The sequence below is a fragment of the Microbacterium petrolearium genome, from assembly GCF_054782875.1.
Genome location: NZ_BAAGRQ010000008.1, coordinates 64,629 through 84,368, shown reverse-complemented (window position 1 = coordinate 84,368; position 19,740 = coordinate 64,629). Strand labels below are relative to the sequence as shown.

General features: G+C 72.0%; 18 protein-coding genes. 7 read left to right on the top strand and 11 right to left on the bottom strand.

The genetic code is table 11. The annotated features are described in order from the left end of the window. Positions 1–64 precede the first annotated feature (64 nt). From ACYVJ0_RS08355 to ACYVJ0_RS08335, 5 genes are all read right to left on the bottom strand, one after another. A complete protein-coding gene (locus ACYVJ0_RS08355) occupies positions 65–1,153 on the bottom strand; it encodes a BMP family lipoprotein (protein WP_460817279.1) in 1,089 nt (362 codons plus the stop codon). 162 nt (positions 1,154–1,315) lie between these two features. Beyond that, positions 1,316–2,287, bottom strand: a complete 972-nt coding sequence (locus tag ACYVJ0_RS08350; RefSeq protein WP_449854671.1) for a nucleoside hydrolase — start codon at positions 2,285–2,287, stop codon at positions 1,316–1,318. Positions 2,288–2,318: 31 nt separating this feature from the next. Further along, positions 2,319–2,927: a histidine phosphatase family protein gene (locus tag ACYVJ0_RS08345; protein ID WP_449854670.1), complete on the bottom strand. Its 609-nt coding sequence runs from the start codon at positions 2,925–2,927 to the stop codon at positions 2,319–2,321. A gap of 90 nt (positions 2,928–3,017) precedes the next feature. Then, positions 3,018–4,037, bottom strand: coding sequence for an aldo/keto reductase (locus tag ACYVJ0_RS08340; RefSeq protein ID WP_460817217.1), 1,020 nt, complete (start codon positions 4,035–4,037; stop codon positions 3,018–3,020). A gap of 138 nt (positions 4,038–4,175) precedes the next feature. Then, positions 4,176–6,431: a polyribonucleotide nucleotidyltransferase gene (locus tag ACYVJ0_RS08335; protein ID WP_449854668.1), complete on the bottom strand. Its 2,256-nt coding sequence runs from the start codon at positions 6,429–6,431 to the stop codon at positions 4,176–4,178. A 369-nt stretch (positions 6,432–6,800) separates the two neighbouring features. On the opposite strand from ACYVJ0_RS08335, the gene ACYVJ0_RS08330 reads away from it, so the two are divergent. Together ACYVJ0_RS08330 and ACYVJ0_RS08325 are read left to right on the top strand one after the other, a co-directional pair. After that, complete coding sequence (locus ACYVJ0_RS08330; RefSeq protein ID WP_449854667.1) at positions 6,801–7,007, top strand: hypothetical protein; 207 nt, start codon at positions 6,801–6,803, stop codon at positions 7,005–7,007. Positions 7,008–7,128: 121 nt separating this feature from the next. Further along, on the top strand, positions 7,129–9,153 hold the full coding sequence (locus ACYVJ0_RS08325) for a GDSL-type esterase/lipase family protein (RefSeq protein ID WP_460817215.1): 2,025 nt from the start codon (positions 7,129–7,131) through the stop codon (positions 9,151–9,153). Between the two features lie 29 nt (positions 9,154–9,182). Here the strand turns inward: ACYVJ0_RS08325 and ACYVJ0_RS08320 are convergent, their stop codons facing one another. Continuing rightward, a complete protein-coding gene (locus ACYVJ0_RS08320) occupies positions 9,183–9,773 on the bottom strand; it encodes a CE1759 family FMN reductase (protein ID WP_460817277.1) in 591 nt (196 codons plus the stop codon). A 55-nt stretch (positions 9,774–9,828) separates the two neighbouring features. Then, entirely contained in the window at positions 9,829–11,040 is a 1,212-nt protein-coding gene (locus ACYVJ0_RS08315; protein ID WP_460817276.1) for an LLM class flavin-dependent oxidoreductase, read from the bottom strand. A gap of 153 nt (positions 11,041–11,193) precedes the next feature. Here ACYVJ0_RS08315 and ACYVJ0_RS08310 point away from each other — a divergent pair, with 153 nt between their 5' ends. The 4 genes from ACYVJ0_RS08310 (at position 11,194) to surE (ending at position 15,322) form a co-directional block, all read left to right on the top strand. After that, entirely contained in the window at positions 11,194–12,381 is a 1,188-nt protein-coding gene (locus tag ACYVJ0_RS08310) for an acyltransferase family protein (RefSeq protein ID WP_460817213.1), read from the top strand. Between the two features lie 67 nt (positions 12,382–12,448). Continuing rightward, positions 12,449–13,456 (top strand): isopenicillin N synthase family dioxygenase, encoded by a 1,008-nt coding sequence (locus tag ACYVJ0_RS08305; RefSeq protein WP_460817211.1) that lies wholly within the window; start codon positions 12,449–12,451, stop codon positions 13,454–13,456. A gap of 118 nt (positions 13,457–13,574) precedes the next feature. Then, positions 13,575–14,582, top strand: coding sequence for a 1-phosphofructokinase family hexose kinase (locus ACYVJ0_RS08300; RefSeq protein ID WP_460817209.1), 1,008 nt, complete (start codon positions 13,575–13,577; stop codon positions 14,580–14,582). Then, on the top strand, positions 14,579–15,322 hold the full coding sequence (gene surE, locus ACYVJ0_RS08295) for a 5'/3'-nucleotidase SurE (protein ID WP_460817207.1): 744 nt from the start codon (positions 14,579–14,581) through the stop codon (positions 15,320–15,322). The genes ACYVJ0_RS08300 and surE overlap by 4 nt, the downstream gene beginning before the upstream one ends. A 447-nt stretch (positions 15,323–15,769) precedes the next feature. Here surE and rpsO read toward each other — a convergent pair whose 3' ends face one another. From rpsO to ACYVJ0_RS08275, 4 genes are all read right to left on the bottom strand, one after another. After that, positions 15,770–16,039, bottom strand: coding sequence for a 30S ribosomal protein S15 (rpsO, locus tag ACYVJ0_RS08290; protein WP_449855182.1), 270 nt, complete (start codon positions 16,037–16,039; stop codon positions 15,770–15,772). Between the two features lie 194 nt (positions 16,040–16,233). Further along, positions 16,234–16,782 (bottom strand): YceI family protein, encoded by a 549-nt coding sequence (locus ACYVJ0_RS08285; protein WP_449855183.1) that lies wholly within the window; start codon positions 16,780–16,782, stop codon positions 16,234–16,236. Between the two features lie 154 nt (positions 16,783–16,936). After that, positions 16,937–17,308, bottom strand: coding sequence for an FKBP-type peptidyl-prolyl cis-trans isomerase (locus ACYVJ0_RS08280; protein ID WP_460817204.1), 372 nt, complete (start codon positions 17,306–17,308; stop codon positions 16,937–16,939). Between the two features lie 188 nt (positions 17,309–17,496). Continuing rightward, positions 17,497–18,735, bottom strand: coding sequence for a PrsW family intramembrane metalloprotease (locus tag ACYVJ0_RS08275; RefSeq protein ID WP_460817202.1), 1,239 nt, complete (start codon positions 18,733–18,735; stop codon positions 17,497–17,499). Between the two features lie 124 nt (positions 18,736–18,859). Here ACYVJ0_RS08275 and ACYVJ0_RS08270 point away from each other — a divergent pair, with 124 nt between their 5' ends. Further along, complete coding sequence (locus ACYVJ0_RS08270; protein ID WP_460817201.1) at positions 18,860–19,729, top strand: fumarylacetoacetate hydrolase family protein; 870 nt, start codon at positions 18,860–18,862, stop codon at positions 19,727–19,729. Positions 19,730–19,740: the final 11 nt, after the last annotated feature.

The following is a 19,740-nucleotide window of genomic DNA, read 5'->3' as shown; positions in this document are numbered from 1 at the left end:
TCTGGGCACGGGAACGCCGGGGCGGCTGTGGGCCACCCCGGCGTTCACGCGTGGCGTGCGGCGATTACTCGGCGCCGGTGACCGGGATCTCGATCTCGCCGGCGATGATCTCCTGGGTCAGCTCGTCGAGGCGCGTCTTCAGCGCGTCGTCGATCTGCCCGTCGAACTCGCCGAAGGCGCTGAGCGCGGTGCCGTCGTTCTCGAGCGTGCCGACGTAGGGCTCGGTCGAGAACTCCTCGCCGTCCACGAGCATCTCGATGTTGTCGTACACGGCCTGCGTCATGCGCTTCTCGACCGACGTGAGGATGATGTCGGCGTACTGCGGCTGCGTCGTGGCGATGTCGCGGTCGACACCCAGCACGACGGCGGGCGCACCCTCGGTGCGGATGACCTCGATCGTCGAGCCGAACAGGCCGCCCGCGACCGGGTAGAACACATCGGCGCCCTGCGAGAGCTGGCTCGCCGTGATGCTCGTGGCGCCGGCGGTGTCGCCGAAGTTCGCCGTGAAGCTGCCGCCGGCCGGGTTCTCGGGGTCCCAGCCGAGGACGGTCACGTCCGTGCCGTTCTCCTCGCCCCAGGCCGTGGCGCCGTAGTAGAAGCCGTCCATGAACTTGGTGACCGACATCATGTTGGCGCCGCCGTAGGTGGCGACGACCTTGGACTCGCTGTAGCCCGCCGCGAGGTAGCCGGCGAGGTAGCTCGACTGCTCCATCGCGTAGTCGATGACCTTGACGTTGTCGAGACCGAGGTCCCAGCCGTCGATCCAGACGAAGTGCGTGTCGGGCGAGGCGGTGGCGACCTGCTCGAGGGCGCCGGTGTCGCCGAAGCCGAAGCCCACGGCGAAGATGACGTCGCAGCCGCCGTCGACCATCGTCTGCAGGTTCGGCGCGAAGTCCTCGGTGCTGTTCGACTCGGCGTCGTTGATCTCGATGCCGAGCTCCTCCGCGGCCATCTCGAGACCCGCGTAGGCGGCCTCGTTGAACGACTGGTCGTTCCAGCTGCCCTCGTCCGAGACCGCGCAGGCCATGAAGTCGGTGCCCTCGGCGGGGGCGCCGTCGCCGCCCTCCTCGGGTGCCGCGCCGCAGCCGGCGAGCACCATGCCCGCGGCCGCCGCGATGCCGAGGCCTGCGAGGCCGCGCTTGAGTGTGGTCATCTTCACGGATGTTCCTCCTGATGCACGCCGCGGCAAGCCGGGCGATCGGGTCGATGCGCACAACGATAAACCGGCGCTCCCGCGAGTATTCACATAAAGCGGCGGGATGAACAAGGCGTTATCGAACTGCGACCAGACGGTAACGGCGGGGAAACGAGCGGCTCAGAGCTCCGGCGCGAACGGGCGCGGCGGCGTGGTCGGCTCGGACACGAGGCCGCTGAGGTAGCGGTAGAAGCCCTCGCCGTCGACGGCCTCGATCACGCGGGCGTTCGGCGCGAGCCCGTGCACGCCCCACGACATCGCCGAGTAGCCGCGCGTGAGCTCCGACGACGTCTCGATGTCCACGGCGTACGGCGCCTCGGCCGTGATCAGCTCGGGGTGCAGCAGCAGCGCCGCGGTGAGTGAATCGGGGTGGGTGGATCCGGGGATGCCCACCGACTCGTCGAACGCGAGCGTGCCGCGGCACACCCGCTCGACGAACCGCGCGAGCGGCGTGCCGATGCCCGCGAGGCGCGCGATCCGGTCCTTGTCGAAGACCGCGTCGCGCAACGTGAGCGGCGCCCACGGCACGACGACGAGGTCGGCGAATCCGGCCTCGAACACCGTGCGGGCGGCCTCGGGGTCGACGTAGAAGTTGAACTCGGCGGCGGCCGTGATGTTGCCGCGGCCGTTGTTCGAGCCGCCCATCACGTAGAGCGACTTCACGCGGCCGACGAACTCCGGATCGCGGATCACGGCGAGCGCGACGTTCGTGAGCGGCCCGATCGCGACGATCGAGACCTCGCCCGGCGCCTCGGCCGTGATGCGCAGCATCGCGTCGACGGCGTTCTCGGCCTGGGGCTCGAGCCCGGAGTCGTCCATGCTCAGCCCGCCCGAGCCGTCGCCGTGCACGTTCTCGGCCGAGACCCACTCGCGCATGAGCGGGCGCTGGGCGCCGAGGAAGATCGGCACGGCGTCGAGGCGGTCGGCCACGTTGAGCGTCATCCACGCGTTGCGCACCTGCTGCTCGAAGCCCACGTTGCCCGCCACCATCGTGATGGCCCGCAGATCGGCGGCCGGGTCGAGCAGGCCCACGAGGATCGCGACGCAGTCGTCCTGGGCGGTGTCGGTGTCGAGGATGAAGGGTGTGCTCACCCGTTCAGTCTAGGTTCGCCGGGCGGCCGCCTCAGACGAGGACCTCGAGCTCCTCCGGCAGGCCCGTGCGCAGCTCCACCGGCAGGTGCGCGACGTCGTTGTGGGTGAGCAGGGCCCACGGACGGCCCGGCTTCTGCGCGATCACGGTGAGGCCGCAGTTCGTCTGGTTCAGGGTCATCCAGCGCCACTCGGGCGCGTCGAGCACCTCGCGCACGAACCACGAGATGACGAAGTTGTGGGTGATGAGCAGCTCGTGCACCTCGCCGGCCTTGCGCACGAGGAACTCGGCCGCCGCGTCGGCCATCTGCGCGCGCCCGGCGTCGATCTGCGCGTCGGTCACCGCCCCGAAGAACGGCTCGTAGGCGGCGGGCGTCTCGTCGGTGATGCCGGTGGGCACGCAGTCGAACAGCAGCGCGTGCGGCTGCGGCTCGATCGCGGGCATGCGCTCGGCCACGTAGCGTGCCGTCTCGCTCGTGCGCTGCAGCGGCGAGTGCCACACGGCGTCGAAGGGCACGCCCGAGAGCCGGTCGGCCAGCGCCTCGGCCTGCCTGCGGCCCCGCGGGGAGAGCGGACCGTCCTCCACCCCGTGCTCGGCGTCCTGCTGCTCGCCGTGCCGGACGAGGTAGATGTAGTGCGTCATCTCGCGTCCCTTTCCGCCCCGGCGCCGCCTCGGCGCGACCCTCGACCAGCCTATGTCACCCCTCCCCCGGCGGGTTCCCGGGGCGTCGCCTCAGGCGGCCGCGCGCGCGAGCTCGGCGATGTGCGCGCGCGAGAGCGCGAGGCCCACGCCCTGCACGAGCTCGTCGACGTGGGCGGGGTCGAACGCGTTCGCGATCGGGGCGACGACGCCGCGCTGGGCCCGCAGCCACGCGATGGCGATCGCGGCGTGCGGCGCGCCGAGCTCGGCGGAGATCTCGTCCATCGCCTTCAGCAGGCGCCCGCCCCGCCGGTTGATCCGCTCCGCCAGCTGCGCGCCGCGCACCGACTTCGCGGCATCCGACCGCGAGCGGTGCTTGCCGCTGAGGAAGCCGTGCTCGAGCGGGTGCGAGGGCGTCACGGCGATGCCCTGCGCCGAGACGACGAGCCGCAGATCGCCCTCGAGCACACGGGGCCGCAGCAGGTTGAACGCGACGTCGATCGCCTCGATGCGCGGATAGCCTGCCGAGGCCAGGATGCGCGCCTCCACGAGCTGCTCGGGCGAGAAGCCGAACACCCCGAGCGCGCGCACCTTGCCGGACTCCACGAGCCACTGCGCGGTCGCCAGGGCGTCCTCGATGGGCGGCGCGTCGTAGCCGGTCGCGTCGAGATAGAGCACGTCGATGCGATCCGTGCCGATCCGCTCGAGCGAGGACTCCACGGCGCGCACGAGGTCGACCGAGCCCAGGCCGGGGTGATCCGGATGACCGCCCACGCGCACCGCGAGGACCATGTCGTCGCGCACGCCGCGGCTGCGCATCCAGCTGCCGATGACGTGCTCGCTGCGCCCGCCGCCGAAGCGGTCGGACGTGTGCAGCGCGTTCCCGCCGTGCTCGGCGTACCGGTCCAGCACCGCCTCGCTCGCGCGCTGGTCGACCGTCCAGCCGAACTCGCCGCCGCCGAGCATGAGCGGGAAGACCTCGATGCCCGTCTCGCCGAGCGGCGCGCGCAGGGCGCTGCCGATGCCCGGCCCCTGCACGGGAATGGGGGCGGACGGGTGCGCGGGAACGGCCGGCTCCGGCGACGGGATCGCCCTGCCCCAGTTCCACGCCATGTCGCCCTCCCCGACGGCTCCCACTGTACCGCCGGACGGCGCCCGCGCCCCGCCGAGCGCGCGGGCAGAAGTGCCCAGGACGCCGAACGGCCCGGCCCCTCCCGTGTGGGAGGCGGACCGGGCCGTCGGAGCGAGGGATCAGGCCTCGGCGGGAGCCTCCGCCGACTCCTCGGCCTTCTCCTCGACGACGGGCTCGAGCGCGAGCTTGCCGCGGTCGTCCACCTCGGCGATGCGGACCAGGATCTTCTGGCCCACCGAGACGACGTCCTCGATGTTCTCGACGCGCTTGCCGCCGTTGAGCTTGCGGATCTGGGTCACGTGCATGCGACCGTCCTTGCCCGGCATGAGCGAGATGAAGGCACCCGAGGGGATGATCTTCACGACCGTGCCGAGGAACTGCTCGCCGACCTCGGGGTTCGAGGGGTTGGCGATCGCGTTCACCTGCGCGCGGGCCGCCTCGGCCGAGGGGCCGTCGGTCGCGCCGATGTACACGGTGCCGTCGTCCTCGATCGAGATCTGCGCGCCGGTCTCGTCCTGGATCGCGTTGATCGTCTTGCCCTTGGGGCCGATCAGCTCGCCGATCTTGTCGACGGGGATCTGCACGCTGATGACGCGCGGCGCGGTCGGCGCCATCTCGTCGGGCGCGTCGATCGCGGCGTTCAGCACCTCGAGGATGCGCAGGCGCGCGTCCTTGGCCTGGGTCAGCGCGCCGGCGAGCACCTCGGAGGGGATGCCGTCGAGCTTGGTGTCGAGCTGCAGGGCCGTGACGAACTCGGCCGTGCCCGCGACCTTGAAGTCCATGTCGCCCAGGGCGTCCTCGGCGCCGAGGATGTCGGTCAGCGCGGCGTAGCGCGTCTGGCCGTCGACCTCCTCGGACACGAGGCCCATGGCGATGCCGGCGACGGGGGCGCGCAGCGGCACACCCGCGTTCAGCAGCGACAGGGTCGAGGCGCACACCGAGCCCATCGACGTCGAGCCGTTGGAGCCGAGGGCCTCGGACACCTGGCGGATCGCGTACGGGAACTCCTCGCGGCTCGGCAGCACCGGCACGAGGGCGCGCTCGGCGAGGAAGCCGTGCCCGATCTCGCGACGCTTGGGGCTGCCCACGCGGCCGGTCTCACCGGTCGAGTACGGCGGGAAGTTGTAGTGGTGCATGTAGCGCTTGCTCGTCGTGGGCGACAGCGAGTCGATCTGCTGCTCCATCTTGAGCATGTTCAGCGTGGTGACGCCCAGGATCTGGGTCTCGCCGCGCTGGAAGATCGCCGAGCCGTGCACGCGCGGGATCACCTGGACCTCGGCGTCGAGCGGGCGGATGTCCGCCAGCCCGCGGCCGTCGATGCGGGCGCCCTCGGTGAGGATGCGGCCGCGCACGATCTTCTTCGTGACGGACTTCCACGCGGCCGAGAACTCGAGCGGCGCGGCGGCGGGAAGCTCCTCGGCCTCCACCTTCGCGATGAGCTCGGCCTTGACCGCGGCCTTCAGCGCGTCGTCGGCGTCCTGGCGCTCCTGCTTGTCGGCGATCTGGTAGATCTTCGACAGCTCCTCGAGCGCCTTGCCCTCGACGAACGCGTAGGTCTCGTCGCTGTAGGCGGGGAAGACCGGGAACTCCAGCGGCGCGCGTGTCGAGCCCTTCGCCATCTCGGCCTGCGCCGCGACGAGCTGCTTGATGAACGGCTTGGCGGCCTCGAGACCGCCGGCGACGATCTCCTCGTTCGGCTTGACGGCGCCGCCCTGGATGAGGTTCCAGCTGTTCTCGGTGGCCTCGGCCTCGACCATCATGATCGCGACGTCGCCATTGTCGAGCACGCGACCGGCGACCATGAGGTCGAAGACGGCCTGCTCGACCTGCTCCTGGTTCGGGAACGCGACCCACTGGTCCTCGTGCTCGCCGACGCCCGGGATGAGCGCGAGGCGCACGCCGGCGATCGGGCCGGAGAACGGCAGGCCCGAGATCTGCGTCGACGCCGAGGCGGCGTTGATCGCGAGGGCGTCGTAGTACTCGCCCGGGGCGATCGACAGCACGGTGACGACGATCTGGACCTCGTTGCGCAGGCCGTCGACGAACGACGGACGCAGCGGGCGGTCGATGAGGCGGCACACGAGGATCGCCTCGGTCGAGGGGCGTCCCTCGCGGCGGAAGAACGAGCCGGGGATCTTGCCCGCGGCGTACGAGCGCTCCTCGACGTCGACGGTCAGCGGGAAGAAGTCGAAGCCCTCGCGGGGGCTCTTCGACGCGCTGGTCGCCGAGAGCAGCATGGTCTCGTCGTCGAGGTACGCGGCGACCGCGCCCTGGGCCTGCTGCGCGAGCCGGCCCGTCTCGAAGCGGATGGTGCGGGTGCCGAAGCGGCCGTTGTCGAGAACGGCCTCGGCGGCGGTGATTTCAGGACCTTCCAAGAGGTCTGTCTCCTTCTGTTCGCCCGCGCAGAGCGCGCGGGAGACGAAAGAAGCAGGAACAGTCAGATATGGGCGCGCAATGGCACTCGCTCGAAAGCGATCAGCTCGCCTGCGCTGGCCACCAGGAGAAATCCACCGGGTCTCTCAGGAACCGGGAGATCACTTCAGGGGACCAGCTTCCTGCCAGCCTGCTCCTCGGGTATGGAATTGTCTGCCCGCGAGACGCGGACGCGCTCAGCCTACCAGCGCCGCATGCGCGGTGTCTGCCCGCTCGACCCGCGCGTCGCGCGCCGGTTATGGTCGGCAGGCGTCGACGGCCCGCCCGCGACGCGATCGATTCCCGTGACGACAGCCCGTGAAGGAGCATCGATGAGCGACGCCCAGGAGGTCTTCCGCGACCGCGGCCCGGAGGACGACCGGAACCCCGACGACGAGCGCGAGGTCGATCTCGACGACGAGGCCGACCTGGAGCTGCCTCCCCCGACCCTCGATGCGGACGAGCGCATCGAGGACGAGCCGGGGCCGCTCGCCGACGAGCTCGATGAGGCGAGGGGCGCGGGCGAGATCGACCGCTGACGGCCCCGTACGGGAACGGCGCGTGGCCCGCGGGTGAACAGACGCGGGCGGGCGGTGAACGTTCGCGAAAGCGGCGCGGCAACGTCGGTCTCGGCGCGCCGGGGACCGCCACGCTGGAGACATGCGAGTCGCGGTCGTCGCGGAGTCGTTCCTTCCGCACATGAACGGGGTCACGAACTCCGTGCTGCAGGTCGTCCGGCATCTCGAGGCCATGGGCCACGAGACGCTCATCGTCGCCCCCAGGGCACCGGGATCCGGTGACACCGCGGGGACGACGCTGCTCACCTCCATCCCGCTGCCGTCGTATCCCGAGGTCCGCGTGGCCGTGGCGCCCGTGCCGCTGCTGCGCCGCGTGCTGCGGGAGTTCCGCCCCGACGTGGTCCACCTCGCCTCGCCCACGGTGCTGGGCTGGCAGGGCCTCGTCGCCGCCGAGCGCAATCGCACGCCCACCGTCGCGGTGTACCAGACCGACGTGATCTCGTACGCCGAGCGCTACGGCGTCCCGGGCGCCGCGCCCCTCATGTCGGCGCACATCGCGCGACTGCACCGCCGCGCCACGCTGACGCTCGCCCCCTCCTCGCACGCCGAGAACCAGCTGCTCGCCCTCGGCGTCGACCGCGTGCGGCGCTGGGGCCGCGGCGTCGACGCCGAGCGCTTCCGCCCCGAGCAGCGCAGCGACGCGTGGCGCGAGCGGATCGCGCCCGGCGAGTTCATCATCGGCTACGTCGGCCGCCTCGCGCCCGAGAAGCAGGTCGAGGATCTGCGCGCGCTGCGGGACATCCCCGGCGCGCGCCTGGTCATCGTCGGCGACGGCCCCGAGCGGGCGCGCCTCGAGCGCGAGCTGCCCGATGCCGTCTTCACCGGCTTCCTCGGCGGCGAGGACCTGGCGCAGGCCCTCGCCAGCTTCGACGTGTTCGTGCACCCCGGCGAGAGCGAGACGTTCTGCCAGACCGTGCAGGAGGCCCTGGCCTCGGGCGTGCCCGTGGTCGCCACCGGCCGCGGCGGGCCCGTCGACCTCGTCCGCTCGAGCGTGGACGGCTGGCTCTACACCCCCGGCGACCTCGACGACCTGCGCGCGCGCGTGCTCGATCTCGTCGGCGACGACGCCAAGCGGCGCTCCTTCGGCCTGGCCGCGCGCGAGAGCGTGAAGGCCCGCACGTGGGCGGCGCTCACCGAGCAGCTCGTCGGCGCGTACCGCGAGGCCATCCGGCTGCGCCGCTACGACGAGGCCACGATGGCCCGCGGCGCCGTGCGCGTGAGCGAGCCGGTGCCTCCCCTCGACACCCGTCGGTGGTCGCGCTACGTGGCCCTGGGCGACTCTCTCACCGAGGGGCTGTGCGACGGATCGCGCATGCCCGACGGCCAGTACCGCGGCTGGGCCGACCGCCTGGCCATGCTGCTGGCGCAGGACGGCGAGCGCACCGGCAACCGCACCTTCCGCTTCGCCAACCTCGCCGTGCGCAGCCGGCGCGTGCGCGATCTCGCGCGCGAGCAGGTGCCGGCGGCCCTCGCCCTGAAGCCGGACCTCGTGTCGATCCTCATGGGGCACAACGACCTCGTCGGCCACGGCGCCGACCCGATCGCGCGGGCCGCGCGCGTGGAGGAGTCGGTGCGCACGCTCCGCGCGAGCGGGACCGACGTCATGCTCGTGACCCCGTTCCTGCCGCGGCGCGCGATCGTGCGCGTCTTCGCCCGCCGCTTCGCGATCTACGCGAGCGAGTTGCGGCGCATCGCCGCCGAGAACGGCTGCCATCTGCTCGACGTCGACGCCCTTCCCGAGCTCGGCGAGCTGAGCAACTGGTCGCAGGACAAGGTGCACCTGAGCTCGTCGGGCCACCGCCTGCTGGCCTATCGCGCGGCCGAGGTGCTCGGGGTTCGCGACGCGCCGCAGCTCGCGGCGCTCGACGCGGCGTTCCACGAGGACTACGTGGAGCCCGAGGGGCGATGGATCACCCGGCACGCACTGCCGTGGGCCTGGCGCCGCCTGCGCGGCCGCACGGCCGGCGACGGGCTGCTGGCCAAGCACGCCGAGTACGTCACCATCCGGGGCCGCCGCGTCGTCGCCTCCGACGCGGCCGAGCACGCTCCCGGTCCGGCGGCGGACGCCGGCACGTCCTCCTCGGATCTGCCGGCCGCCCCCGCCTGATCTGATCCCGCCCGCGTTCCGGGCGGACCTCAGCCGCGCGTCGGCGGGTTGTTCAGCAGGTCCTCGAACGATCCGCCGGCACCCAGGTACGACTCGGGGTCGAAGGGATCGGCCGCGCGCGGTGCGGCGGACGCCCCGGCGATCGCGTCGGCGAGCTCGCGCGCCCCGCGCTCCACGCGCGCGCGCAGCGGCGCGACGGAGTCGGCCTCGGCACCCCAGTCGCTCGAGGCGGCGAACACGCCCGTCGAGACGGGGCGGGCGTGCAGGTAGGTGAACAGCGGCCGGATGGCGTAGTCGATCGCGAGCGAGTGGCGCGCGGTGCCCGCCGTGGCCCCGATGAGCACGGGCTTGCCCTCGACCGACTCGCGCTCGAGCACGTCGACGAACGACTTGAACAGCCCCGAGTAGCTCGTGGTGAAGATCGGGGTGACGACGATGATCCCGTCGGCGGCCGCGACCTGGGCGAGGTCCTCGGCGAGCGCCTTGGGCGCGAAACCGGTGAGCAGGTGGTCGGTGATCGCGTGCGCGTGGTCGCGCAGCTCGATCACGCGGCCCTCCGCCTCGACGCCGCGCTCCCCCAGCGCCTCCACGGTCGCACCCAGCAGGCGGTCGGCGAGCATGCGCGTCGACGACGGGTTCGACAGCCCGGCCGACACCACGACGATGCGGGTCACGTCAGGCCCTCCGATCCGCCGCCGGGCCGAACGCGCCCGGCTGGACGGGCCGGCGATCCGGGGCGTCCTGGTAGGGCGAGCCGCCCGTGACGTTGTCGCCGCGGTTCGCGTTGGGGCGGGGCTGGCGCGGCTCGGCGTCGCCGTACTTCGCCTTCACCCGCGCGGCGTGCGTCGGCGCGTCCGGCACCTCGGCCGGGCGGTTCGCCTGGAGCTCCTTGCGCAGCACGGGCACGACGTCCTGCCCGAGGAAGTCGATCTGCTCGAGCACGACCTTCAGCGGCAGGCCGGCGTGATCTATGAGGAACAGCTGGCGCTGATAGTCGCCGAAGGTGTCGCGCATGGCCGCATACCGGTCGATCACCTGCTGCGGCGAGCCGACCGTCAGGGGCGTCATCTCGGTGAAGTCCTCCATCGTCGGACCGTTGCCGTAGACGGGGGCGCTGTCGAAGTAGGGCCGGAACTGGTCGACGGCGTCCTGCGAGTTCTTCGCCATGAACGCCTGGCCGCCGAGGCCCACGATCGCCTGCTCGGGCGTGCCGTGCCCGTAGTGGGCGTAGCGCTGGCGGTACAGGTTGATGAGGCGCTGGTAGTGCTCCTTGGGCCAGAAGATGTTGTTCGCGAAGAACCCGTCGCCGTAGTACGCGGCCTGCTCGGCGATCTCGGGCGTGCGGATGGATCCGTGCCACACGAACGGCGGCACGTCGTCGAGGGGGCGCGGCGTCGCGGTGAAGCCGTGCAGCGGGGTGCGGAACTTCCCCTCCCAGTCCACGACATCCTCGCGCCACAGCCGGTGCAGCAGCTGGTAGTTCTCGATCGCCAGCGGCAGGCCCTGGCGGATGTCCTTGCCGAACCAGGGGTAGACGGGCCCGGTGTTGCCTCGTCCCATGATGAGGTCGACGCGGCCGCCCGAGAGATGCTGCAGCATCGCGTAGTCCTCGGCGATCTTCACCGGGTCGTTCGTCGTGATGAGCGTCGTGGCCGTCGAGACGATGAGCCGCTCCGTCTGCGCGGCGATGTACGCGAGCGTCGTCGTGGGCGACGAGGAGAAGAACGGCGGGTTGTGGTGCTCGCCGAGGGCGAAGACGTCCAGCCCCGCCTCCTCGGCGTGCTTGGCGATCGTGACGATGTCGCGGATGCGCTCGGCCTCGCTCGGCGTGTAGCCGGTCACGGGGTCGCGCGTGATGTCGCTGACCGAGAAGAGGCCGAACTGCATGCCCTGCCAGGTGGTGTCGCTCATTGCGGAGGCTCCGATCCGTTTATATGCGCTTGAATATACCCTTGCAACGCCCGCACCTCGAATCTATTCCCCGGCCCCGCGGGGTGCGCCAGGGGGGCATCGGGTTACGAACCGGTAACGTCGGGGGTGATGAGCACCCCACCTGCGACCGCGTCCGGCCCGATCCGGCGCCCCAAGCGGCGCGTCCCCTTCTGGGACAACGCCCGCTTCGCGTGCATCGTGCTCGTCGTGCTCGGGCACGCCATCCAGCGGCTCATCTACGACTCCGACATCGCCTACGCGCTGTATCTGACGATCTACGCGTTCCACATGCCGGCGTTCGCGATCATCTCGGGCTACTTCTCGAAGTCCGACGCACCGGGCGCGCGGCAGATGGCGCGCGTGATCACCGACATCCTCGTGCCGTACGTCGTGTTCGAGGTGCTGTGGTGGGCGACGAAGCTGGTCGTCGAGGGCGAAGCCGAGCCGAATCTCACGGAGCCGTCGTGGACGCTGTGGTTCCTGCTGGCCCTGGGCATCTTCCGGCTCGTGCTGCCGTATCTCGCGCTGCTGCGCTGGCCCCTGCTGTGGACGCTGGCCATCTCGGTGGGCGTGGGCTACCTGCCCAACGTCGACAGCACGTTCTCGCTGTCGCGCACCCTCGGCTTCCTGCCGTTCTTCGCGCTGGGCTGGTGGCTGCGCGACCGGGACGTGGTGGAGCGGCTGCGGCTCATCGAGTGGCGCCCGTGGTGGACGCGCGCGCTCGCGGTCGCGGTGCTCGCCGCGGCGGGCTGGATCGCATGGTCCGGCCTCGGCGTCTGGCGCGAGGTCGAGCTGCGCTACTGGTTCTTCTACGACGACGACTACGGCGGGCTCATCTCCGGCGGGCACTGGTGGGGCGGCCTCGCCCGGCTCGGCACGATCGCGGCCGGCCTCGTGCTGTCGGCGGCGTTCTTCGCCCTCATCCCGCGCCGCGAGACCGTGCTGACCCGGTTCGGGCAGTACACGATGTACGTCTACCTGCTGCACTCGTTCGTGCTCTACCCGTTCCGCGAGTCGGGGGTGCTGCGCGGCCTCGAGCCGACGTGGCTGTGGCTGCCCACGGTGAGCGCGCTGTCGGTGGCGATCGCCTTCGCGCTCGGCACGCGTCCCGTGCGCCTCGTCTTCCGGCCGCTCGTCGAGCCGCGCGCGACGTGGCTGTTCGCCGATCCCTCGGTCGCGCCCCGCGCCCGCCGGAACGACCCGACCGGCTCCCGCCGGCCCGCCGATCCGCCCCGGCGCCCCGGCCACGACGGCCGCGGCGCGCACGAAGAGGAGAGCGGTCCGCCCGCGTCGTGACCGGCGCTGCCCGTAACGCTCGGAAACACATCCCCGCGCGCGGCGGGACGCCCCTACCGTCGGGAGCATGACGCTCTCGCTCCCGATCCTGGACCTGTCCCAGCTCGACGCCGGCCCCGAGGCGGCCGAGCGCTTCCGCCGCGCCCTGCGCGACGCCACGCGCGAGGTCGGCTTCTTCTACCTCACCGGCACCGGGCTGCCGGGCGGCCTCGAGGCGCGGCTGCACGAGGCGGCCCGCGCCTTCTTCGCGCTCCCCGAGGCCGACAAGCTGGCGATCGAGAACATCCGCAGCCCGCACTTCCGCGGCTACACCCGCGTCGGCGGCGAGCGCACCCGCGGCCGCGTCGACTGGCGCGAGCAGATCGACATCGGCCCCGAGCGCGAGCCGGTCGCCGATCCGGACGCGCCGGAGTTCGCGCGGCTCATCGGGCCGAACCTGTGGCCCGAGGCGCTGCCCGGCCTGCGGCCGGTCGTCGAGGAGTGGCACGACGAGCTCACCCGCATCTCCCGGCGCCTGCTGCGCGCATGGGCGCTGGCGCTGGGGGCCGAGGAGGACTACTTCGACCGCCACTTCGGCCAGCCGCAGACGCTCATCAAGATCGTGCGCTACCCCGGCACGGATCAGCCGGAGCCGCAGCAGGGCGTGGGCGCCCACAAGGACTCGGGCGTGCTCACCCTGCTGTGGGTGGAGCCGGGCAAGCGCGGCCTGCAGGTGGAGCGCGGGGACACGTGGGTCGACGCCCCGCCCGTCGAGGGGGCGTTCGTCGTGAACATCGGCGAGATGCTCGAGTACGCCACGCAGGGGTATCTGCGCGCGACGAACCATCGCGTCGTCTCGCCGCGCTGGCCCGAGGACCGCATCTCGATCCCGTTCTTCTTCAATCCGGCGCTCGACGCGCGCCTGCCCATCATCGAGCTGCCGCCCGAGCTGGCCGCGCTGGCGCGGGGCGTGGAGGACGATCCGCACAACCCGATCCACGCGCTCTACGGGCAGAACGCGCTGAAGTCCCGGCTGCGCGCGCACCCCGACGTGGCCGAGCGGTGGCACGCCGACCTGCTCGCCGCGCGGTCCTGATCGCACCGGCCGGTCGCGCTAGCCACGGCCGCGGCGGCACGCAAGGGGATGAAAGCGACCCCGGCGCGTCGTAGCGTGGCGACATGGCGAGCACCGGCCGAGCGGAAGCGAGCAGCACGTGAGCGATGTGACGATCTTCGCCCCCTCCCCCACCCTCACCGTCACGATCGAGGATCACGACGCGGGTCCGGACATCCACGTGCACGCCGGAGGCCAGGGCGTCTGGCAGGCGCGGATGATGCGCCGGCTCGGCGCGTCGGTGACGCTGTGCTGCGTCCTCACGGGCGAGACGGGGCGGGTGGTGCGCGGGCTGCTCGAGGACGAGGGGTTCCGCGTCGTCGCGGTCGAACGCGCGGGCCGCGGCGCGGCGTACGTGCACGACCGGCGCGCCGGCGAGCGCATCCCCGTCGCCGAGACGCCGGGCGACGCGATCGGCCGCCACGAGCTGGACGAGCTGTACGGGGCCGCGCTGCGGGAGGGCCTGGGCAGCGGGCTCGTGAGCCTGAGCGGACCCGACGGCGACGAGGTACTGCCGCCCGACACGTACCGGCGCCTCGCCGCGGATCTGCGGGCCGGTGGCGCGCGCGTGGTCGTCGATCTCTCGGGCGAGCGGATGCACGGGGCCCTCGCCGGCGGCGTGGACGTGCTGAAGGTGAGCGACGAGGAGCTGCGCGACGACGGGCTGCTCGACGGCGACGACGCCGAGGCCGTGCTGGCGGCCATGTCGGCGCTGCGCGAGCGCGGCGCCGCCGCGGTGATCGTGACGCGCGCGAGCCGACCGCTGCTGCTGCTCGATGCGGAGGGTGCGGTCGAGATCTCCCCGCCCCGGTTGGAGGCGGCCGACACGCGCGGCGCCGGCGATTCGCTCACGGCGGGGCTGTGCGCCGGGCTCGCTCTGGACGAGCCGCTGCGTGACGCCGCCACGCTCGGGGCGGCCGCCGGCGCGCTGAACGTGACGCGCCACGGGCTGGGAACGGGCGACACGGGGACCATCGAGCGGCTGCGCGAGCAGGTGCGCGCGCGGGAGCTGCCCGGCGGGGGCGACGACGACACGCCGCGGCTCAGCCCGGGCGACCTCGCCGCGCTCGCGGGCGAGGCCGACCGCCCCGAGGGGGACGCTCGATGACGCGGGCGCTCGTCACGAACGACGACGGGATCGACGCGCCCGGCCTGGCCGTGCTCGCGCGGGCGGCCGCGGAACGCGGTCTCGACGTGACGGTCGCCGCCCCCGAGCGCCAGTCGAGCGGAACCAGTGCCTCCATCGTGGCGGGCGAGGAGGACGGCCGCATCGCGGTCGCGCGGCGCACCCTCGAGGGGCTCGGGCAGACGCCGGCGTTCGCGGTGCGCGGCGGCCCCGGCCTCATCGCCCTCATCGCCGCGCACGGCGCGTTCGGCGATCCGCCCGAGCTCGTGCTCAGCGGCATCAACCACGGCGCGAACGTGGGCCGCGCGATCCTGCACTCCGGCACGGTCGGCGCGGCCCTGACCGGGGGGCTCAACGGCGCCCGCGCCATGGCCGTCTCGCTCGACGTGGGCATGCATCCCGAGACGTTCGAGTGGCAGGCGGCCGCCGACGCCGCCCTCTCGCTGCTGCCGTTCCTCGAGACGCTGGAGTCCGGATCGGTGCTCAACGTGAACGTGCCGAACGCCGCGCGGCCGCGGGGCATCCGAGAGGCGCCGTTGGCCCCGTTCGGCATCGTGCAGACCACGCTGAGCGAGCGGGGCGCCGGTCACCTGCGGCTCGCCGTCGAGGACCTGCCGAACACCCCGGTCCCCGGCAGCGACGCCGCGCTCCTGGCCGACGGCTGGGTCACGCTCACGGGCCTCGACCCGGTCTCCGACCGCCCCCTCCACTATCCCGGCTGACGCGAGACAGCAACCACGCGCCGAGGCAGCGTCCATACGCCACGGTCTCGGCGCACAGATGCTGTCTCACCGACTTCCGCAACCGATTGCAGCAACCCCCGCGCGCCGACCGGTTGCGGTGGTCGCTTCATCTCCGGCGCTCCGCGCCTCCGTTCAGCAACCGATGGGTGCAACCGAGGACGTGCAGCCGATGAGGTGCAACCGGCGGGTAACCAATGGTGCCCCCACTGGTCACTGTGCGAGCGCGAAGCGCGAGCGTGCGGCCGCCAATGCGGCCGCCCCGCGGCGCGCAGCGCCGCCTCGCTCTCGCGGGAGCGAGAGCGCGAGCACGCGAGCGGCACCGCGAAGCGGTGCCCGAGCGGCGCAGACGCTTCTAAAAAGAAAGAGAACCCGCCCCACACCTGGGACGGGTTCTCCTGAAGACGATTGAACGCTGGTGCGCGTGCCTTATCGACGCAGTCCGAGACGCTCGATCAGCGAGCGGTAGCGCTCGATGTCGATGTCCTGGAGGTAGCCGAGCAGTCGACGGCGCTGACCGACGAGCAGGAACAGCCCACGACGCGAGTGGTGGTCGTGCTTGTGCTCCTTGAGGTGCTCCGTGAGGTCCTTGATGCGCTGCGACAGCATCGCGACCTGCACCTCGGGGGAACCGGTGTCACCGGGGTGCGTCGCGTACTCTTCGATGATCGCCTTCTTGACGTCTGCATTCAGTGCCATAGAACCGATCCCCTCTCTCCTCGTTGCGCGGCGCCCGACGCCTGATGCGCGAGCTCTCTTTCTCCGCGGCCGATCAAACGGCAACCAAGTGAGTCTACCAGTCGCGGCGGCCGTCGCGCACCGCGACGTGGGCGGCCATCCGCAGACGCGGAAGGGGCGGGCACCTTCCGGCACCCGCCCCTCCCCCGAGCCGCTTACGCCTGGAGGGCGCCCTGCAGGTCGAGCGTGATCGTGACGTCCTTGCCGACCAGCACGCCGCCGGTCTCGAGCGCGGCGTTCCAGGTGAGGCCGAACTCCTCGCGGTCGATCGTGGCCGTGCCCGTGGCGCCGGCCTTGTAGTTGCCCCACGGGTCGACGCCGAAGCCGCCGAACTCCACGGTGAACGTGACGGGCTTGGTGACGCCCTTGATCGTCAGGTCGCCGTCGACGAGGAAGTCGCCGCCCTCGTGGCGCACGCCGGTCGAGACGAACTCGATCGTGGGGTGGTTCTCGGCGTCGAAGAAGTCGGCCGAGCGGAGGTGCTGGTCGCGACCCTCGTCCTTCGTGTTGATCGAGGCGACGTCGGCCTTCGCCGTGACGCTCGCCTCGAGCGGGTTCTCGGGGGCGACGATGGTGCCCTCGATCACGTGGAAGGCACCCTTGACCTTCGAGATCATCATGTGACGGACGGTGAAGCCCACCTCGCTGTGCGCGGGGTCGATCGCGTAGGTGCCGGGACGGTAGCCGGGGATCTCGATGGTCATGTCTCTCCTCGTAGAAGTCGTGCCGGTGACGGCGGTGTACGCATGACAATACCTATGCGCCCGCATATATTTCCGAGCGGCGGATGAATATCTGGGAAACAGCGAGGCTCCCCGTGCGACGAATCGCGCGGGACGCCTCGGGTGGATCGACGACTCAGGCCACGTCGATGAGGTCGATGACGAAGATCAGCGTCTTGCCGCTGAGGAAGTGGCCGGCGCCGGCGGGGCCGTACGCGAGGTGCGGCGGGACGACCAGCTCGCGGCGTCCGCCGACCTTCATGCCGGGGATGCCGTCCTGCCAGCCCTGGATGAGGCCGCGCAGCGGGAACTGGATGCTCTCGCCGCGGTTCCACGAGGAGTCGAACTCCTCGCCGGTCTCGTACTCGACGCCCGCGTAGTGGACGGTGACGGTGTCGCCGGGCTTCGCCTCGGCGCCGTCGCCCACGATGAGGTCGCGGATGACGAGCTCGGAGGGCGCGGGGCCCTCGGGTGCGTCGAACTCGGGCTTGGTGCGGTCTGCGCTCATGCGTCCATACAAACACGGAGGGTCCGGATGCACACGCGGTTCTCCCGACAGCGAAACCGGCGGTTCGTCGTGGTCGCGACAGCATTCAGCGCCCGGGCCGCGACGATGTCTGCGAGTCGACCGGGCGCTGAATGTGATCTGCGCCCAGGATGCGCCCGCGCACCGGGGCGTGTCAAGACCCCGCGCGCTCAGGACGCGAGCATCGCCCGCCGCGTGGCGGCGGCGCGGTGCAGCAGGATGTGCTCGTCCTCGATGGCGCCGGGGTCGCGGCCGGTGAGCGCGCGCTGACGCGCCATCGCGAGGGCCGTGGCGTCGCGGATGAAGGAGTTCATGAGGGCCACGGCCCGCGCGCTGCGCGTCATCGCCCAGCGCCTGCCGGCGCGCCGGCCCGCCGCCGTCGCGAGCATGTCGACCTCCTGCCAGGTGAACCATCCGGCGCCGGCGTACTCGCCCAGCCGCTCGCGCGTCAGCCGCATCTCCTCCCTGCGCAGCCGCACGATGCACCCGATGAACAGCAGGAAGATCGGCACCTCCACGAGCGCGTAGAGCGTGTAGAACGAGTTCGGAAGGAAGACGTCGAGCACCGCGGAGGCGTTCCAGAGCATGTGCAGCGCGACGCCGAGACCGTAGCCGAGCAGGGCGAACAGCGGCACGCTGCGCCCGCCGCGCCGGGCCAGCCCGATCATGAGGCCGATCGCGCCCGTGAACATCGCGTGCGCGAAGGGCGAGAGCACGCCGCGCATGAAGAAGTTGTGCGCGAGGCCCTCGAAGCCGCCCGTGTAGAGCGCGATCACGAAGTACTGGATGTTCTCGGTGAAGGCGAACCCGGCGCCGATGAGCATGCCGTAGACGATCCCGTCCACCGGCCCGTCGAAGGCGTTGCGCGCCATCCACAGCACGAGCAGGATGCCGAGCAGCTTCCAGCCCTCCTCGAGCAGGGGCGCGCGCAGGATGATCGAGAGGATCTCCGCGAGGAACGGATCCATGCCCCACGCGCCGGCGATCGCGTCGAGCACGGGGATCGTGAGCAGCGTCAGGGCGATTGCGGCGATCGCGCCCCACGCGAGCGCGAAGATGATGAGCGAGCGCGGCTCGGGCTCCCAGCGATCGATGACCAGCGTGACGGTGAGGATGACCCCGGCGAACGGGACGAGGGCGACGACGCTCGTGATCGCCACGCCGAGCACGCCCAGGGAGGCGACGAAGTAGCCGGCGACCGCGACGGCGAGCACGGCGAGCAGGATCCAGATCCACAGCCACGGCGCCCTGCCCTTGGTGGGCACGGGCGGCAGCTGCAGGTGCGCCTCCTGCGGCGCGGCCGGCGGGATCGTCGCCGGGAGCGCGTGCGGGGGCTGCGCCAGGGGCGACGGCCATGCGTGCATGGGCGCCTGCAGCGGCGTCCCGGTGTCCCCGCCCGCGAATGTCATGCGTCTCACTCTATGGGCGACGCCGGCGCGCCCGCAGGGGCACTTCTGCCCACCCGCCGGGCGCCGTCACCGCGCGTTCACTCGCGCGCCATGGCCCGGCGGACGCCCCTCCTAGAATGGAGCGATGCGCTTTTCCCACCTCGTGCTGCCCGGCGGCTCCGCGCCCACCCTCGTCGTCAAGGAGGGTGACGAGGCGGTCCCGGTCGCCACGCTCGTGGACGATGCGCCGCGCTCGCTGGACGAGCTCGTCGCGGCCGGCCCCGACGCGCTGACGGGCATCCGCGAGGCGCTCGCGGCGGGGCGCGGCCAGCGCGTCGCGTTCGCCGACGCCGGATACGCCCCCGCGCTGCTGCGCCCGCCGGCGATCATGGCGGTCGGCCTCAACTACGCCGCCCACTCGGGCGAGCTGAACCTCAAGACCGATGCCACGCCGACGGTGTTCACGCTGTGGCCGAACTCGCTCGCCGGGCACGACGGCACCACGACGTGGTCGCGCGGCCTCACGGGCGCGGTCGACTACGAGGCGGAGCTCGGCGTCATCATCGGCCGCCCCGCCAGGGATGTGAGCGAGGACGAGGCCCTGGACTTCGTGTTCGGCTACACGGTGGTCAACGACATCTCGGCGCGCGACATCCAGTACTCCGAGGCGCAGTGGAGCCGCTGCAAGTCGCTCGACGGCTTCACGCCCGTGGGCCCCGACGTGGTGACGGCCGACGAGATCGCCGATCCGCAGGACCTGCACATCTGGACCCGGATCAGCGACGAGCTGCTGCAGGACGGATCGACGGGGCAGATGGTCCGGTCGGTCGCCACGCTCATCGCGCACCTCTCGCAGGGCATCACGCTGCTGCCCGGCACGCTCATCTCGACGGGCAGCCCGGGCGGATCCGGCTTCTCGCGCACGCCCCAGGTGCTGCTGCAGGACGGCACGACGGTCACGGTCGGCGTCGACGGCATCGGCGAGCTGACCACCCACTGCCGCATCGTCGACTGACCCTGCGCCCT

Coding starts and splice junctions, on each gene's coding strand:
- surE (WP_460817207.1), top strand. CDS start 14,579: ATGACGCGGGCGCTCGTCACGAACGACGACGGGATCGACGCGCCCGGC.
- ACYVJ0_RS08280 (WP_460817204.1), bottom strand. CDS start 17,308: ATGAGCGCAGACCGCACCAAGCCCGAGTTCGACGCACCCGAGGGCCCC.
- ACYVJ0_RS08310 (WP_460817213.1), top strand. CDS start 11,194: ATGAGCACCCCACCTGCGACCGCGTCCGGCCCGATCCGGCGCCCCAAG.
- ACYVJ0_RS08285 (WP_449855183.1), bottom strand. CDS start 16,782: ATGACCATCGAGATCCCCGGCTACCGTCCCGGCACCTACGCGATCGAC.
- ACYVJ0_RS08275 (WP_460817202.1), bottom strand. CDS start 18,735: ATGACATTCGCGGGCGGGGACACCGGGACGCCGCTGCAGGCGCCCATG.
- ACYVJ0_RS08305 (WP_460817211.1), top strand. CDS start 12,449: ATGACGCTCTCGCTCCCGATCCTGGACCTGTCCCAGCTCGACGCCGGC.
- ACYVJ0_RS08325 (WP_460817215.1), top strand. CDS start 7,129: ATGCGAGTCGCGGTCGTCGCGGAGTCGTTCCTTCCGCACATGAACGGG.
- ACYVJ0_RS08330 (WP_449854667.1), top strand. CDS start 6,801: ATGAGCGACGCCCAGGAGGTCTTCCGCGACCGCGGCCCGGAGGACGAC.
- ACYVJ0_RS08320 (WP_460817277.1), bottom strand. CDS start 9,773: ATGCTCGCCGACCGCCTGCTGGGTGCGACCGTGGAGGCGCTGGGGGAG.
- ACYVJ0_RS08270 (WP_460817201.1), top strand. CDS start 18,860: ATGCGCTTTTCCCACCTCGTGCTGCCCGGCGGCTCCGCGCCCACCCTC.
- ACYVJ0_RS08315 (WP_460817276.1), bottom strand. CDS start 11,040: ATGCAGTTCGGCCTCTTCTCGGTCAGCGACATCACGCGCGACCCCGTG.
- ACYVJ0_RS08345 (WP_449854670.1), bottom strand. CDS start 2,927: ATGACGCACTACATCTACCTCGTCCGGCACGGCGAGCAGCAGGACGCC.
- rpsO (WP_449855182.1), bottom strand. CDS start 16,039: ATGGCACTGAATGCAGACGTCAAGAAGGCGATCATCGAAGAGTACGCG.
- ACYVJ0_RS08340 (WP_460817217.1), bottom strand. CDS start 4,037: ATGGCGTGGAACTGGGGCAGGGCGATCCCGTCGCCGGAGCCGGCCGTT.
- ACYVJ0_RS08355 (WP_460817279.1), bottom strand. CDS start 1,153: ATGACCACACTCAAGCGCGGCCTCGCAGGCCTCGGCATCGCGGCGGCC.